Below are 15,428 nucleotides of genomic sequence, written 5' to 3'. Positions count from 1 at the left end.
GCGGTGGTGGGGGCCGCGGTGGGGCAGCGGGCCTCCGTGCTGGGCCAGCAGGCGCGCACCGCGACGGATGCGCTCTGGGCGCGCGTGTACGCGAAGCTGCCTCCCTCCATCACGACGAAGGTGTCGTCCACCCGGGCGGGCTGGGGCGTGTGCGGCCTGCTGCTGGCGGTGGTGCTCCTGGGCGGAGGGCTGCTCGTCTTCGGCGGGGGCCCCGCGATGCGCGCCATCCGCGACGTGGAGGGCGCCACCGGCGCGGAGAAGGTCCAGAAGGTGAACGAGGCGAAGCGGCTCATCCGGCTGGAGGAGGCGGATCAGCGCGCCTACCTCAGCGGGCGCCTGGAGGAGGCGCAGGGCAACATGAGCGCCGCGGTGGTCCACTACGCGGCGGCGGTGCGCAAGGACGGCAACGGCCGCGCGCAGTCCCGGCTCATCTCGCTCTTGAAGCACGAGCAGTGCGGCGTGCGCGCCAGCGCGGCGACGGCCGTGGGCGGCCTGCGCCTGGAGGACGCGCGCGGCGCGCTGGAATCCCTGGCGGAGGACGGCGGCCCGAATGAAGGGTCGGCCGGAGGGTTCCTCAACCTGGGCACCTGTGACTCGAAGCAGGCGGCGGCGGACGCGCTCAAGCGGCTCCCCTAGAACTGATCATTCCTGCGCCCGCGCGAGGCCGTGGGACGAGGCGGACGAACGTGACGAAGGTGAGGACGGGACTGGATGTGTGGGCCGCGCAGGGCTTCTCCGCGCTCAAGGGCAAGCGCGTGGGCGCCATCGTGAATCCCACGAGCGTGGACTCGCGCTTCCGCCACCTGGCGGACCTCTTGGCCAGCACGGACGGCGTGACGCTGGCGGCGCTCTTCGGACCGGAGCACGGCATCCGCGGCGAGGCCCAGTACATGGTGGCCGTGGACGAGGCGCGCGACCGCAAGACGGGCGTCCCGGTGCACAGCCTCTACGGCTCCACCTTCGAGTCGCTGTCCCCGCGCCAGGAGTGGCTGAAGGGGCTGGACGCGCTGGTGTTCGACATCCAGGACGTGGGCAGCCGCTACTACACCTACGTCTACACCATGGCCCTGGCGATGAAGGCCGCCGCCCAGGCCCGCGTGCCCTTCTGCGTGCTGGACCGGCCCAACCCGCTGGATGGCGTGACGCTGGAGGGCAACCTGGTGGGGGAGAAGTTCCGCTCCTTCGTCGGGCTGTACGCGCTGCCCAACCGCCACGGCATGACGGCGGGGGAGCTGGCGCGGCTGTTCAACGCGCAGGAGGGCTTTGGCTGCGACCTCACGGTGGTGCCGTGCGAGGGCTGGACGCGCGACATGTACTGGAGCGACACGGGCCTGCCGTTCCTGCCGCCGTCGCCCAACATGCCCACCGCGGACACGGCGCTGGTGTACCCGGGCATGTGCCAGCTGGAGGGCACCAACGTGTCGGAGGGCCGCGGCACCTGCCGGCCCTTCGAGCAGTTCGGCGCGCCGTGGGTGGACACCGACAAGCTGATGGCGCGGTTGGACCGGGAGCGGCTGCCGGGCGTGGCCTTCCGTCCGGTGGGCTTCACCCCCACGTTCGACAAGTTCAAGGGCCAGTCGTGCAACGGGGCCTTCATCCACGTCACGGACCGCAAGGTGTTCCAGCCGCTGCGCACAGGCATCGCCATCACCCAGGCGCTGCACGACATTGGCCCGGGGCAGTTCGCCTGGCGGGCGGACGCGTACGAGTTCGTGGAGGACGTGCCCGCCTTCGACCTCCTGTGCGGCACCGACCAGGTGCGTCGCGGCATCGAGGAGGGCTGGAGCCTGGACCGGATGCTGGAGGGCTTCGAGCTGCAGACGGAGGCCTTCCGCAAGCACCGCGAGCCCGCCCTGCTGTACGCTTCCTCGCGGTGACCCTCACGTGATTGGCGTCTTCTCCGATACCCACGGCGACCTGGACGCCTTCGACGCGGCGTATGAACTGCTGCGGTCGAAGGGCGCCCGCCGCTTCCTCTTCACCGGCGCGCGCTACACGGACCTGGATGAGTGGGTGCTGTGGCGCCGCAAGAAGAGCCGGGGCGGGCGCGAGTACTCCGACGCGGACTTCCTGGCGGACGTGACGCAGTGGCTGGTGGCGCCGCCCCAGGAGGGCCTGTCGCGCACGGCCGCGTCCCGCGAGGCCCCCGCGGACCTGGCGTCGGAAGATGACCGGCGGCTGGTGATGGAGCGCTTCGTGCGCGTGCCGGAGCGCGACTCGCTGGCGTACCGGGACCCCTCCGTGGCCAACAAGGCCATGGACCTGGTGGGGGACACGCTCTGCTGCGTGGTGCATGACAAGAACGACCTGGTGCGGGACGACCTGCTCAACGCGCTGGTGTTCATCCACGGCAAGGAGCCGGATCCCGCGGTGGTGCAGATTGGCCCGCGCTACTTCGTGACGCCGGGCCGGCTGGTGGGGGCCGCGGAGCAGACGTGCGGCCTGTTGGAGAAGGCGGAGCGCAACCTGAGCTTCTCCGCGTTCCGGTTGGATGGACACCTGGTGCTGCCGCCCCGGGTGCTGCAGGTCGACACGCGCTCGACGAAGCTCACCGTCAAATAAGAGGCCCGCCGTGAAGGTCGCGCTGCTCGGAGGCTCGTTCAACCCGCCGCACGTGGGCCACCTGATGGCGGCCTCCTACGTCCACGCGACGCAAGGTGTGGACGCGGTGTGGCTGATGCCCACGTTCCACCATCCGTTCGGCAAGCAGCTGGAGTCCTTCGACGCGCGCGTGCGCATGTGTGACGCGCTCTGCCGGGAGACGTCCGGCTGGCTCCAGACGAGTCTGGTGGAGCGCGAGCTGGGCGGCGGCGGACGCACGGTGGACACGCTGTCGTTCCTGGTGGAGCGGCATCCGGACACGCGCTTCTCGCTGATCATCGGCAGCGACATCCTGCGGGATTTGCCGAACTGGAAGGACTTCGACCGCATCCAGCGGATGGCGCGCGTCATTGTCCTCTACCGCGCGGGCTACCCGGCGCCGGACACGGTGGGGCCGCCGCTGGCGGAGGTGTCCTCCACGCAGGTGAGGGAGCAGCTGGCGCGCGGCATCGAGCCGTCGCAGCTGGTGCCCTCCGCGGCGCTCCAGGTGGCGCGGGAAGAGGGCCTGTATGGCCTGCGCGGCGCCCGCTAGAACGTCAGCCCGATGAGGTGCAGGTCGCCGAAGCCGTCATCGAAGCGGTGGGCGTACTGGTAGAAGAAGGACAGCGCGTAGGCCTGGCCCACGCTGAGCCGCAGCGTGGCCATGCCACCCACCGCCGCGTGGTTGTCCCGGTTGTCCGTGCGCGCGATGGAACCGAACGCGTCCAGCTCCACCTGGCTGACGAAGAGCGACGGCAGCACCCACAGCGTGGACGCCCAGCCGTAGTCGATGATGAAGCGGTAGCGGTAGCGCGCGTTGGCGAGCAGCACGTTGCGCGCGCGGAAGGTGTGGTCCTCGTAGCCGCGCAGGTACTCGCTGAAGGCCAGGCCCGGCTGCAGCTGGAGCGGCAGGCCTCCTTCCGAGGTGGTGTCGCGGTTGATGAAGAAGGCCTGGCCCGGGAGGATGCCGCCGACCTCCAGGAGGCCCTCGGGCGCGCCGGGCAGGGCTCGGCCCGCGACGGAGAGCTGGAGGTTGTCCTTGCCGGTGAAGGGCAGGCCGCCCAGGTAGCCGTCCACGCCCAGGCGCACGTCGCCCATGGTGGAGTCGAGCGTGAAGGCCTTCGGGAAGACGCCGCCGCTCACGGACAGGCCCAGGCCGCGCTGCGTGCCGCCGTAGGACGTGCCCTCGCCGGCGAAGTACGACGCGGCGACCTCCGGGCCAATGAGGCGGGTGGTGATGGCGGGCCGGCGCTCCGTGGCGTCGAAGCGGCGGTCGAGCGCGAGCACGCCGAAGCTCACGGGCGTGGTCCAGAACGTGCGCGACGCGAACGCCGTGGCCTGGATGTCCGTGCGGTCGTCCTCGCGCAGGCGCGACGCGGAGACCTGGATGTAGAAGGGCGACAGCATCGCGTTGCCGTACGCGAACGACACGCCGGGCTCCTTCACCTTCAGGTCGTAGGTGAGCGTGAGCGCGTAGGCGTTGAAGCCCAGCCGGTCCTGCCCCGCGATGGAGATGCCTCCCGCGAAGTACGGGTCGTTTTCGTCGACGTCGTTGGGGACCGTGTAGAAGTAGGGGACCCGGTAGTTCGGGATGAAGAAGCCCTCGAGCGGCGAATAGGGCTCGTCCGTCAGCACGTCCACCGCGTGGCCCACGACGGCCGGAGGCGTCACCGGCGCGTCCACGTCATGGGCGGGATCCACCGGCGGCGGCGGAGGCGCCACGACGGCCTCGGGAGCGGCCTCCAGCGTGGGGGCATCCGCCGCGGCCGTGGGCTGACCGGGGAAGGAGACGAAGCCGTCCTGCCCGTCCGTGCTCTTCGCCACCGGCTCCGGCGCGGGCACGGTCGCGACGGTCGCGGGCGTGGAGCGCAGCTGCGCCAGGGCCTCGGTGAGCGGCGCGCGGTCCACGGTGAAGTTGATGCCGTCGCGGTTGAGGAACACCACGGCGTCCCCGCCCGCGGGCGCCGCGTCGAGCACCAGCACCGGCGCGTCCGTCACACGGGCGATGCGCCGCGTGGGCACCGTCATCACGTGCGCCTGGAGCCGGCCCTCGTGCTCGCGCAGGAACACGAGGTGATCATCGTCCAGCCACCGGGGCGAGTAGTTGAACAGCCCGTCCCGCGTGAGCCAGCGCAGCGAACCATCCGGCTCGCGCAGCACCAGGTCCCAACCCTGCGCGCCGGTCATGGGGAACACGAACCGTCCGCCATCCGGTGACGTCACGGGCGTGCCCAGCGCCGTGTGCGCCTGGAAGTCCGTCAGCCGCTCGCGCTGGCCGCTCTCCAGGTCCAACCGGACGAGATTGGCCGCGTCACCCAGCGTCTCCACGAACACGTAGGACCTGCCGTCCGCCGTGAGGTCGCCGCCCATGCCCACCAGGTCGTCCCATATCCGCACCACGTCGCCCGTGCGCGTGTCCACGCGCCACAGCTTCCCCGTGTAGCTGCCCACCGAGTCCACGTCCGCGCTGACCAGGTACAGCCACTGGCCGTCGCGGCTGAACGTCATGCCGCTGACCAGCGACGGGCTGGCCACCACCCACCGGCGCCCCGGCAGCAGCCGCACCAGCGCGCGGCTGAAGCGCTCGCGGCCGTCGCGCTCGCGCACGGTGAGGTGGGTGATGTCTTCACGGCCCACGCTCAAGAGCGCCGTGCTGCCGTCGGCCGGGTTCGCGGCGAGCCGCGAGAAGTAGCCCGCCTCCCGCACCAGCACCTGCTGCGTGGCGGGACGCTCGCGCAGCTGGAGGTCCTTCTGGAGGCTCTCCTCGAACTCGCTGAACAGCGACCCGATGTCCTTGCCGTACACCCGCTTGAACCGCAGCGTCACCGCGATGGGCGGGAAGAGGGAGTTGCCCTGCTCCTCCACCAGCTTCCACAGGCGCTTCTCGCCGTAGGTCTTCGCCAGGTACTCCACGAAGTGCATGCCGGTCAGGTAGTTGCCGCCGAACGGATCCAGCGCGCGGTTCTCCGGGGACAGGTAGCCCGCGTTGAGCTCGCCCTTGCGGGCCTGCACCGCGCCCTCCCACCAGCCGCGCCACACCGGGCTGTACGGGCGCCCCGTGTCCTTGCCCAGCCGGCCCTCGTAGTAGGTGGCCAGGCCCTCCAGGAACCAGGACTCGGTGAAGATGTTCGGCTGGAAGAGGCCGCCGGTGACCTTGTTCAGCACGTTCCACAGGCCGCCCACCTGCTGCATCTGCACGTAGTGGACGGACTCGTGGCAGGCGACGTCGCCGATGTCCGTCTCTCCCAGCCCCAGCAGGTTGAACTGCTCCAGCGTCATGTGCTGCGGCAGCACCATCTGCTGCGGCGTGCTGGCGAACTCCGACTGGACGTACGCGTTGTTGAAGTCCGCGCTCGTCAGGTAGACGAGGACGCGCTTGCGCTCGGCCTTGCTCCACGCGTCCGTGCGCAGCCGGTCCACGCAGCCTTCCATCCGGGCGGCCATCCGCAGCGCCGTCGCACGCAGGTGCACCGGGTAGTAAAGCTCCAGGGAGCGCGTCGTCAGCTTGTGCATCTCGTCGCGGGCGAACGACGCCTGGACGTTCTGCGGAAAACGGGGTGCGACGAAGGCACACCCCGATGTCAGCAGCAGGAGACAGGCGAGGATGGCGGGCTGGCGGGCGGGCCCGCGAGAAGCTGACATGGCGGGCATCCTACCGAGCACAAATCGTAGTCACGAACGCGTTTTTCACGGTAAGGGAACGCGTCGCTTTCCCCACAGGAACCTTTCCCATGACCGAACCCGCCGAGCCCCAGGGGCTCCCCGTCCCGCAGCACGTGCACAATGCGCAGCTCCAGCTTTCCGCCGCGTTGGAGAAGGCCAGCGGCGCGCCGGTCGACCTGACGAAGGCGGCGTGGGCGGACGTGGAGAAGTCGGTCATCCAACTGCTGGGCGGTCGTTTCGACCCGAACAACCCGAACCACCAGGGCGCGGCGCTGGGCCTTGCGGGCGGCTTCGCGCTGCGCCTCATCTCCGAGCACCAGGCCTTCTGGTTCCCCAACCGGGACTCGCCGGAGGGCGCCTCGCTGGGCTTCCCCGAGGCCATCATCATGCTGTCCCCGTTCGGGGCGGTGATGGACGCGCTGGTGCAGGGCAAGTTGACGCGGCTGGACGACCTGGCCGCTGACATCCGCCGCTCGCTGGGGCAGGTGAAGTTCGGCACCAACCCGGCGCAGGCCCTGGGCGGCGGTCAGCCCCAGCGGCTGGGCCCCCAGGACTACCAGCGCCTGTTCGACCCGGGCTTCCTCCAGTTCATCGTGGTGGATTCGGCCAAGGCGAAGCAGGCCCTGGAGTCGAAGACGGACGCGCTGGCGCGCGACGTGCGTGACGCGCTGGGCCGCACCCAGCCGCCGCTGCCGCCGGAGGCCCGCCAGCAGTTCGAGGGGCAGATTGTCACGTCGCTGCAGCGCATGGAGCAGGGCAAGACGCTGGCGGAGCAGGCCGAGCGCGCCCCGCGCCTCGCGGAGCTGCTGACGCACCTGGTGGCGACGGTGGGCGGCACGGGCTCCGCGCCGGAGGAGTTCTGGCACGACGTGGTGCTGCCGCTGCTCTTCATCGGCACGCCCGCGAGCTTCCCGCCGCTGGATGACGAGGAGCTGGAGGCGTTCAAGCAGGGCGCGGATCCGCTGGCGCTCTTCGTGGACGTGGTGCCGCACTCGCACCGCGCGCCGGACGAGGGCCTGCTGGGCGCGTTCGAGATGTCGGAGATTGGCCTGGTGCACCCGGCCTTCCAGAAGGTCGGCGCGCTGCGCCTCATCCGCATCAACCCGGAGCGGCTGAAGCCGATGCTGGAGAAGTACGACCCGAACGCGACCATGGACGCGGTGCAGCGCTTCACGGCGCACGTGTCGCAGGCGGCGGGCAAGCCGGCCGCGGAGTCCCCGCAGGGCAAGGAGATGCTGCAGGCGGCGCTGACGCTGCTGGCGGACCTGAAGCGCTCCGTGGCGACGGGCGGCGACGTCTGCCTGCGCCGCCTCACGGAGGCCGAGGCCGCCTCCGAGCAGGCGCTGGCCATCGTGCGCCGCGCGCTGCAGAGCCCGCGCATCATCCTCACCTAGTCACCGGTGGGAGGGGCGCGCGTCCGGGGTCACCGGGGCGCGCGCCGTCACTTCTTCGCGAGCAGGGCCTCCAGCGCGGTACGTGCCTCCGGACGGAGCCGGTCCGAGGCCAGGCGCAGGGCCCGCCGCGAGAGCTGCGCGTAGAGCGGGGCGATGTCTTCAGGCAGCGCCGCGAGGTGCGCCGCGACGACGCCCGCGTCTCCCCGGACGATGGGGCCGGTGAGTCCGCCTGAGAGGCCGCGCGCTTCAATGCCTCGTAGCGCCGAGCGCATCAGCGGCAGCAGGGCCTTCAGCGCGGCTTCCGGTTCGATGCCCGCCGCACCCAGCGCGCATACCGCCGCGTCCGCCAGGGCCACCAGTCCGCCCGCGCTCAGCACCGCGCCCGCGTGGTAGGCGGCCCGGTGCGCTTCGGGCACGTCGAACATCGCGAAGCCCACGTCCTCCGCCATGCGCTGGAGCACGGCGCGCAGGGCAGGGGAGCGCGTGCTGATGGCCGCGGTGTGGCCCGCGAGTGAGTCCCGAGCGGAGGACACGGCGCAGAGCGGATGGAACGAGCCCACCGCGCGCCCCCGCTGCGTGCCCAGCGCGGAGAGGGGCAGGGCGCCCGCGGTGTGCACCAGCGCCACCGTGCGCGGCAGCTCGCGGGACAGGGCTTCGGACACGGAAGGCACCGCCGCGTCCGGAACGCACAGCACGCAGACGCGAGCCTTCTTCAGGTCCGCCGGGGTCGCGGGCTTCAGACCCAGGGCCCGCGTGCGCTCGCGGCCCGCGTCGTCGCGCGAGTGCACGCGCACGGGCCAGCGCTTCGCCTGCAACGCCAACGCGAGCGCGCCACCGAGCCGCCCCGCGCCAACGATGACCACGGGAACGCGCTTGGCCTTCGCCGTGCCGCTCCCGCCTCGCCGCGCCACCGTCAGGCGGCGTCCCGCGCGAACTGGAGCTGACCGGCCTGCACGGCCACGCGCACGCGGTCTCCCGCGCCGAACTCGCCGGAGAGGATGCGCTCCGCCAGCGGGCCTTCCACCAGCCGCTGCACCACCTGGCGCATGGGGCGCGCGCCCAGCATCGGGTCGAAGCCGCCGGACTTCAGCAGGTGCCCCACCACGTCCGTGCCCGCCGTGTAGACGATGCCGCGCTCCGTCGCGAGCCGCTTGCTGCTCTCCGCCAGGATGAGCGTGGCGATCTTCGCCACCTCCTGCTCCGCCAGCGGACGGAACGGCAGCCGCTCATCGATGCGGTTCCACAGCTCCGGCGGCAGCGCCTTGCGCGCCGTGTCCGACGCCAGGTCCAGCGCCTTGCCCTCGGCCGCGTCCGCCGCGCCGAAGCCCACCGCGCGGCCCGTGCGGTTGAACGCCTCCGCGCCCAGGTTCGTGGTCATCACGATGACCGTGTTCGAGAAGTCGATGTGCCGGCCCTTGCCGTCCGTCAGCCGCCCCTCCTCCAGCACCTGGAGCAGCAGCATCTGCACCTCGCGGTGCGCCTTCTCGATCTCGTCCAGCACCACCACCGACGACGGCCGCCGGCGCACCGGCTCCGTCAGCTGCCCGCCCTCGCCGAAGCCCACGTAGCCCGCGGGCGAACCGATGAGGCGCGACACGCCGTGGGACTCGGACATCTCGCTCATGTCCAGGCGCACCAGCGCGTCCCGGTTGCCGAACAGCACCTCCGCCAGCGCCCGCGCCATCTCCGTCTTGCCCACGCCCGTGGGGCCCAGGAAGAGGAAGCTGCCCATGGGCCGGCGCGACGCGAAGCCCGCGTAGTTGCGGCGGATGACCCGGGCGATCCGCACCACCGCGTCGCCGTGGCCAATCACGCGCTCCGCCAGGTCGTTCTCCAACCGGAGCAGCCGCGCGGAGTCATTCATGAGCAGCCGCTCCTCCGGCACGCCCGCCAGCTTCGCCACCACGCGCGCCACGTCCGCCGCGTCCACCCGGTGCTTGCCCTCGCGGTGGCAGCGGCTGCCCGCCAGGTCCACCACGCTGATGGCCTTGTCCGGCATGAACCGGTCCGTCACGTAGCGGCTCGCCAGCGACGCGGCCGCCTGCAGCGCCTCCGGCAGGTAGCGCAGCGCGTGGTGCTCCTCGTAGCGCCCGATGATGCCCTGGAGGATCTGCACCGTCTCCGGCACCGACGGCTCGTTCACCACCACCGGCGTGAAGCGGCGCTCCAGCGCCGGGTCCGCCGCGATGAACTTGCGGTACTCGTCGTGCGTCGTCGCCCCGATGCAGGGGAACTCGCCGCGAGCCATCGCCGTCTTCAATTCGTTGGCCGCGTCCTGCGGGCCCTCGCCCGTGGAGCCCGCGCCCACCAGCGTGTGGATCTCATCGATGAAGACCACCACGCGCCCCTCGGCCCGCCGTACCTCTTCCTTCAGCGCGTTGAGCTTCTCGGAGAACGAGCCGCGCAGCTGCGTGCCCGCCACCAGCGTGGCCATGTCCAGCTCGACGAGGATCTTCTCCGCCAGCGTGCCGCGCAGCCCCAGAAGCCGCTGCGCCACGCCCTCCACCACCGCCGTCTTGCCCACGCCGGGCTCGCCCAGCAGGCACGGGTTGTTGGTGCGGCGCTTGCCCAGGATGTCGATGACCTCCTCGACCTCCCGAGCGCGGCCCACCACCGGGTCCAGCTTCCCATCGCGCGCGGCCAGGCTCAGGTTGCGGCCCAGCGACGTGAGCATCGGGAACGCCTTGGCGTCCAGCGTCAGCGGCTGACCCTTGGCCTGCGAGGACGGCGTCGAGGACGGACGGGCCACCGGCGCAGGCGGCGCCACGGGCGCGGGGGGCGGCGTCGCGCGGGCCACCGGGGCCGCGGGCGCGGTCGGCGCCATGCGCGGCATCGGCGGCGGCAGGACCTCCGCGGCGGCGTCCTGCGTCACGTCGTCCTCGTCCACGTCGATGAGATCCCGCGGCGACAGCGCGGGCGTCGAGCGCGTGACCGGCGGAGGAGGCGTCGTCACCGGGGGCGTGGTGATGGGCGCGGGGCGCGGCACGCTCAGCGCGAACGTGGCGGAGGGCAGGGGAGACGGCGGTGCGCCCACCGGGCGGCTCACCGGCGCGCGCGTGGCCACCGCCTGGCCGTAGCCCGGCTGGAGCCGGCGCGGCGGCCCACGACCGTTAGTGCAGTAGGCGAGGGCGGTGTTTGACAGGGAGATGAGGTCCAGGCCCGTGCGGCCCAGGAGGTCGCTCGCGGCGCAGCGCTTTCGGATGATGGCGATGAGCAGGTGGAGGCAGTGCGCCTCTCCTTCTCCTGTGGTGGTAGCCAGCTCCCGGGCGCGCGCGGTCAGCTCCTGCACCACGTGGCCCGTCTCCGCCGGGGCCTCCGTGATGAGCTGGAGCAGCGCGTCCTCGTCCACGCCCTTCTCCTTCAGGAGGAGCTGGGCGCGGTTCTCCACCGTGAAGAGCGCCAGCAACACGTGGGCCGACGTGGGCTTCTGGGCGACGCTGCGGGCGATGTCATGCGCCTCATGGAGAACCTGGGCGAGATCCGTGCTGTCGACCATTCATGCTCCGGCAAGCGTCCAGCCGAGCGGAATACACCGTCCGCCGCTCCGCCGCAAAATTTAGGCTACAGACCGCTACAGGATGGATGCAAGGCACGATAAACCTTGGGGTGCGGCCGGATTTCGTTTGGCTGCCCGCCCGTTTCCCGACTCAATTCAAGGGACCGGGCAATCACTCCGGGAGGGCTGCGTAATCCGCCCTGAGACCCCATCCCTATGACCTCCCTTGCTCAACCGGCGCGCGTCTTTGTCGACCCCATTGGTGGCACGCGCGCCGCCGTCGAGGCCCGGCGCTGGCTGTGGCCCCTCCTCATCCTCGCCTTCTGCGTGGCCATCTCCGGCACCGTCTTCGCCCTTCGCTGGGACGCCACCGGCTCCGTCGTGAGCGCCCTGCCCACGGACTCCACCGCGTCCAGCGTCTCCGAGTCCGACATCGCCGAGCAGATCCAGACGGCGTCGCGCAAGGCGCTGGTGGGCGGCATCGCCAACGGGCTCATCGTGATGCCCCTGATGGTGCTGGTGCTCGCGTGCGTCCTCTGGGTCGCCGCGTGGCTCTTCAACAAGCCCGCCGCCTTCGGCCAGCTGATGGCCGCCGCCGCGGTGGCGCTGCTGCCCATCGCGCTGTACCACCTCATCTATGCGGTGTGCGCGGGCTACCAGCACTCGCTCACCGACCTGCGCGCGCAGACGCTCGTGCCCTCCAGCCTGGCCATGCTGGACGGCCTGTCGCCGAAGATGCAGCGGGTGCTCAAGGGCGTGGACTTCTTCAACCTCTGGAGCGTGGGCCTGTTGGGCGTGGGCTTCTCCACCGCCACCGGCATGCGCCTGGGCCGGGCGCTGGCGCTCATTGGAGTGATGTACCTCATGTACGCGGGTGTCTTCTTCATTGGCCTGCCGGCGGGAGGTGCGAAGTGAGCGCCTTCCTCGTCGTCGCCACGCTGCTCACCGCCACGCCCATCACGCTGGAGGAGACGCGCCAGCTGGGCCGCAAGAACACCCAGGCGCTCCAGGCCGCGCTGGACGTCGCCGTGGCCCAGGAGGACCAGCGCGTGGCGCGCTCCAGCCTCCTGCCCCAGGTGCAGCTCAACCTGGGCCCCAACCTCCAATACCTGGGCCGGCGCCGGCAGGTCTTCAGCGTGCCCATCAGCGAGACGGAGACCGTCACGCGAGAGGTGGTCAGCTCCTCCAACACGGCGGACAGCTACTCCGCGTCCCTGGGCCTGTCGCAGGTCATCTACAACCGAGGCCTCTGGAAGCAGCTGGAGCAGGCGGGCGTCAACGTGGACGCCACGCGCAACCAGTCCATCGAAGAGGCGGACACCTCCGAGCTGGAGGCCATCCGCCGCTTCTACGCGCTCTTCCTGTCGCAGGCGTCGCTGGACGTGCTCAAGGCCACCGCGCAGCGCAGCGAGGAGCAGCTGGAGCGCGCGCGCGCCCTCTTCAACGCGGGCCGCGTGGGCAAGTCGGAGGAGATCGCCGCCCAGGTCAACCTGGGCAACGACCGCATCAACGTCGTGCAGCGCCAGAACCAGCTGGTGGCGGACCAGGTGCAGCTGGCCGTGTGGCTGGCGCGCCCTGGCACCGAGCTGCTCCAGGCGGTGGACCCCGGCGTGCTCCAGCAGGAGCCCGCGCCGGCGCCCGCCCTGGACGCGGCCCTCCAGCAGGCCCGCGAGCACCGGGCCCTGCTCAAGGCGCTCCAGCAGCGCGTGCAGGTGGCGGAGCTGCAGCGGGCCATCGTGCAGGGTGACTACATCCCGCGCGTGGGCCTGTCCGCGCAGTACTCGCACGGCAGCCAGGCCCCGGGCTCGTTCTTCAGCGAGCCCGGCTACGGCAACATCTTCACGGGCGGCATCAACCTGACGTGGGACCTGTTCAACGGCTTCGCCACGAACGCCCAGTCCGCGCGCGCCGCGGTCAACATCCGCAAGGCGGAGCTGACGTTCGCGCAGACGGCGCGGGAGCTGGAGGCGGAGGTGCGCCGCTCCCACCAGGTGCTGGAGGGACAGATTGCCTCCGCGCAGCTCGCGACGGCCAACCGCGCGGTCGCCCAGCAGGGCCTGGCGCTGGCGGAGGAGCGCTTCCGCGCGGGCGCCGGCTCCACGCTGGACGTGCGAGACGCGCAGCTCAAGTTGACGCAGGCGGAGCTGGTGTTGCTCCAGAGCCGCATCGATGTCGAAATCGCCCGCTATGCCCTGTTCCGGGCCATGGGCACGCTGAATCCGGGAGACGCACAATGACGTGGTGGAAGGCGGCAATCGCCGGTGTGCTGTTGCTTGGTGCGGCGGCCATCACCGTGGGAGGCCTGAAGGACCGGCCGCCCCCGACGCAGGAAGTCCAGATGGCCAAGGCCCGCAAGGGCACCATCACCCGCACCATCACCGGCGCGGGCAAGGTGCAGGCGGCCACCACGGTGAAGATCTCCTCCAACCTGTCCGGAGACCTGGTCTCCCTCAAGGTGAAGGACGGAGACGCCATCACCAAGGGGCAGGTGCTGGGGCAGATCGACAAGCGCTACTACGAAGCGGCCGTGAAGCAGGCCACCGCGTCGCGCGACGCGGCCCGCTCCGAGGTCCAGGTGGCGGACGTGGAAGCCGTGCGCCAGCGCGCGGAGCTGGCCCGCGTGCAGGGGCTGGCGGAGAAGGGGCTCGCGTCCGCCGCGGAGGTGGAGCAGACCAAGGCGGTGGTGGACACCGCGGAGGCGCGCCTCGCCGCCGCCCGGCAGCGCGTGGCCCAGAGCAGCGCCGTGCTGGAGCAGGCCGCCACGGACCTGGCGCGCACCACGCTCCTGTCCCCCATCGACGGCAACGTGATTGAGCTGTCCCGCGAAGTGGGCGAGCGCGTGCGCGGCTCCGACTTCTCCGAGGACGTGGTGATGACCATCGCCGCGCTCAACCAGATGGAGGTGAAGTTCGAGGTGGGTGAGCACGAGGTCGTCCACCTGAAGTACGGCCAGCCCGCGGAGGTGACGCTGGACGCGCTGGAGGGCCAGTCCTTCACCGGCACCGTGGTGGAGATCGCCCAGAAGGCCACCATCAAGAACCCGGGCACGGAGGCCGAAGTCACGAGCTTCCCCATCACCGTGGCCCTGGACGCGCGGCCTCCGGGCGTGCTCCCCGGCATGAGCGCCGAGGCGCGCATCAGCGCGGAGACGCACAACGACGCGGTGCTCGTGCCCATCCAGGCCGTCACGGTGCGCGCCGAGCGCTCGCTGCCGGACTACCAGGCGCCGGTGGAGGGCACGTCCCTCACCGCCAAGCGCCGCACGGAGTCGCTGGCCAAGGTCGTCTTCGTGGTGGACAACGACAACAAGGCGCAGGTGCGCCGCGTGCGCACCGGCATCGCGTCCGACACGGAGCTGGAGGTGCTGGAGGGCCTGCAGGCCGGTGACCGCGTGGTGGAGGGCCCCTACCGCACGCTGTCCAAGGAGCTGTCCCACGGGGACGCGGTGCGCGAGCCGGAGAAGGCCGCGGCGAAGGGCAAGTCGTGACGTCAACCTCGTCGCCCGACGCGGGCCCCCTCATCCAGGTGGAGGACCTCACGCGGGCCTTCTTCGTGGGCGGTGAAGAGGTGCGCGCGCTGCGCGGCGTGTCCTTTGGCATCAACCGGGGGGAATGGGTGGCCATCATCGGCCAGTCCGGCTCCGGCAAGAGCACGCTGATGAACGTGCTGGGCTGCCTGGATACGCCCACCAGCGGCCGCTACATGCTCAACGGCAAGGACGTGTCGCGCATGGACGACGACGACCTGGCCGTCATCCGCAACGTGGAGATCGGCTTCATCTTCCAGACGTTCCAGCTGCTGCCCAGGGAGACGGCGCTCGCCAACGTGGAGCTGCCGCTGGTGTACCGGGGCATGAACGCGAAGGAGCGGCGCGAGCGGGCGAAGGCGGCGCTGGACAAGGTGCAGCTCACGCACCGCATGCACCACCGGCCCAACGAGCTGTCGGGCGGTCAGCGCCAGCGCGTGGCCATCGCGCGGGCGCTGGTGTCGGAGCCGTCCATGCTCCTGGCGGACGAGCCCACGGGCAACCTGGACTCGGCCACCGGCGAGGAGATCGTCAAGCTCTTCGAGCAGCTGCACCGCGCGGGGCACACGCTGGTGCTCGTCACGCACGAGCCCAAGCTGGCCGCGCGGTGTCCCCGGGCCATCCGGTTGAGCGACGGGCAGATCGTCGCGGACGGGCCGGGGCCGGAGGTGGCGATGGGCGGGCACGTGGTGATTCCGCCGCAGGCGGGGACCGCGTGAAGTTCGGGCAGGTCTTCCGCGTGGACGTGCTGGAGGGGGCCCGCATCGCG

At 71.3% G+C, this 15,428-nt stretch carries 11 protein-coding genes and 1 pseudogene; 9 read left to right on the top strand and 3 right to left on the bottom strand.

Annotation, left to right across the window (positions count from 1 at the left end; translation table 11 throughout):
• From D7X96_RS19370 to nadD, 4 genes and pseudogenes are all read left to right on the top strand, one after another.
• A pseudogene (locus tag D7X96_RS19370) lies at positions 1-636 on the top strand (adenylate/guanylate cyclase domain-containing protein); the annotation flags it as partial.
• Positions 637-686: 50 nt separating this feature from the next.
• Positions 687-1,877 carry an exo-beta-N-acetylmuramidase NamZ family protein gene (locus tag D7X96_RS19365; protein WP_121770396.1) on the top strand — a complete coding sequence of 397 codons (1,191 nt, stop codon included), beginning with the start codon at positions 687-689 and terminating at the stop codon, positions 1,875-1,877.
• A 7-nt stretch (positions 1,878-1,884) separates the two neighbouring features.
• Positions 1,885-2,562, top strand: coding sequence for a hypothetical protein (locus D7X96_RS19360; RefSeq protein ID WP_120551222.1), 678 nt, complete (start codon positions 1,885-1,887; stop codon positions 2,560-2,562).
• Between the two features lie 10 nt (positions 2,563-2,572).
• On the top strand, positions 2,573-3,133 hold the full coding sequence (nadD, locus tag D7X96_RS19355; protein ID WP_120551223.1) for a nicotinate (nicotinamide) nucleotide adenylyltransferase: 561 nt from the start codon (positions 2,573-2,575) through the stop codon (positions 3,131-3,133).
• On the opposite strand, the gene D7X96_RS19350 is transcribed toward nadD, so the two are convergent.
• Positions 3,130-6,222, bottom strand: coding sequence for a hypothetical protein (locus tag D7X96_RS19350; RefSeq protein ID WP_121770399.1), 3,093 nt, complete (start codon positions 6,220-6,222; stop codon positions 3,130-3,132). The two genes, nadD and D7X96_RS19350, sit on opposite strands and share 4 nt — an antisense overlap.
• A gap of 89 nt (positions 6,223-6,311) precedes the next feature.
• Here D7X96_RS19350 and D7X96_RS19345 point away from each other — a divergent pair, with 89 nt between their 5' ends.
• Positions 6,312-7,637: a hypothetical protein gene (locus D7X96_RS19345; RefSeq protein WP_120551224.1), complete on the top strand. Its 1,326-nt coding sequence runs from the start codon at positions 6,312-6,314 to the stop codon at positions 7,635-7,637.
• Between the two features lie 47 nt (positions 7,638-7,684).
• Here the strand turns inward: D7X96_RS19345 and D7X96_RS19340 are convergent, their stop codons facing one another.
• Together D7X96_RS19340 and D7X96_RS19335 are read right to left on the bottom strand one after the other, a co-directional pair.
• Entirely contained in the window at positions 7,685-8,548 is an 864-nt protein-coding gene (locus tag D7X96_RS19340; RefSeq protein ID WP_121770395.1) for a Rossmann-like and DUF2520 domain-containing protein, read from the bottom strand.
• A gap of 2 nt (positions 8,549-8,550) precedes the next feature.
• Positions 8,551-11,133, bottom strand: coding sequence for an AAA family ATPase (locus D7X96_RS19335; protein ID WP_121770394.1), 2,583 nt, complete (start codon positions 11,131-11,133; stop codon positions 8,551-8,553).
• A 216-nt stretch (positions 11,134-11,349) separates the two neighbouring features.
• Here D7X96_RS19335 and D7X96_RS19330 point away from each other — a divergent pair, with 216 nt between their 5' ends.
• Genes D7X96_RS19330 through D7X96_RS19315 form a run of 4 tightly spaced genes read left to right on the top strand, consistent with a single transcriptional unit; the run spans position 11,350 to position 15,378 of the window.
• On the top strand, positions 11,350-12,048 hold the full coding sequence (locus tag D7X96_RS19330) for a YIP1 family protein (protein ID WP_121770393.1): 699 nt from the start codon (positions 11,350-11,352) through the stop codon (positions 12,046-12,048).
• Positions 12,045-13,370, top strand: coding sequence for a TolC family protein (locus D7X96_RS19325; protein WP_120551228.1), 1,326 nt, complete (start codon positions 12,045-12,047; stop codon positions 13,368-13,370). Before D7X96_RS19330 ends, D7X96_RS19325 begins: the two co-directional genes overlap by 4 nt.
• Complete coding sequence (locus D7X96_RS19320; RefSeq protein WP_120551229.1) at positions 13,367-14,620, top strand: efflux RND transporter periplasmic adaptor subunit; 1,254 nt, start codon at positions 13,367-13,369, stop codon at positions 14,618-14,620. The genes D7X96_RS19325 and D7X96_RS19320 overlap by 4 nt, the downstream gene beginning before the upstream one ends.
• Positions 14,617-15,378 (top strand): ABC transporter ATP-binding protein, encoded by a 762-nt coding sequence (locus D7X96_RS19315; protein WP_121723788.1) that lies wholly within the window; start codon positions 14,617-14,619, stop codon positions 15,376-15,378. The genes D7X96_RS19320 and D7X96_RS19315 overlap by 4 nt, the downstream gene beginning before the upstream one ends.
• Positions 15,379-15,428: the final 50 nt, after the last annotated feature.

It is taken from the genome of Corallococcus interemptor (assembly GCF_003668875.1).
Classification (GTDB): domain Bacteria; phylum Myxococcota; class Myxococcia; order Myxococcales; family Myxococcaceae; genus Corallococcus; species Corallococcus interemptor.
This window is presented reverse-complemented; position numbering and strand designations above follow the sequence as displayed.

Excerpts from the sequence above, each read along its gene's own strand:
- D7X96_RS19335 (WP_121770394.1), bottom strand. The coding sequence starts at position 11,133 with ATGGTCGACAGCACGGATCTCGCCCAGGTTCTCCATGAGGCGCATGAC.
- D7X96_RS19330 (WP_121770393.1), top strand. The coding sequence starts at position 11,350 with ATGACCTCCCTTGCTCAACCGGCGCGCGTCTTTGTCGACCCCATTGGT.
- D7X96_RS19320 (WP_120551229.1), top strand. The coding sequence starts at position 13,367 with ATGACGTGGTGGAAGGCGGCAATCGCCGGTGTGCTGTTGCTTGGTGCG.
- D7X96_RS19350 (WP_121770399.1), bottom strand. The coding sequence starts at position 6,222 with ATGTCAGCTTCTCGCGGGCCCGCCCGCCAGCCCGCCATCCTCGCCTGT.
- D7X96_RS19345 (WP_120551224.1), top strand. The coding sequence starts at position 6,312 with ATGACCGAACCCGCCGAGCCCCAGGGGCTCCCCGTCCCGCAGCACGTG.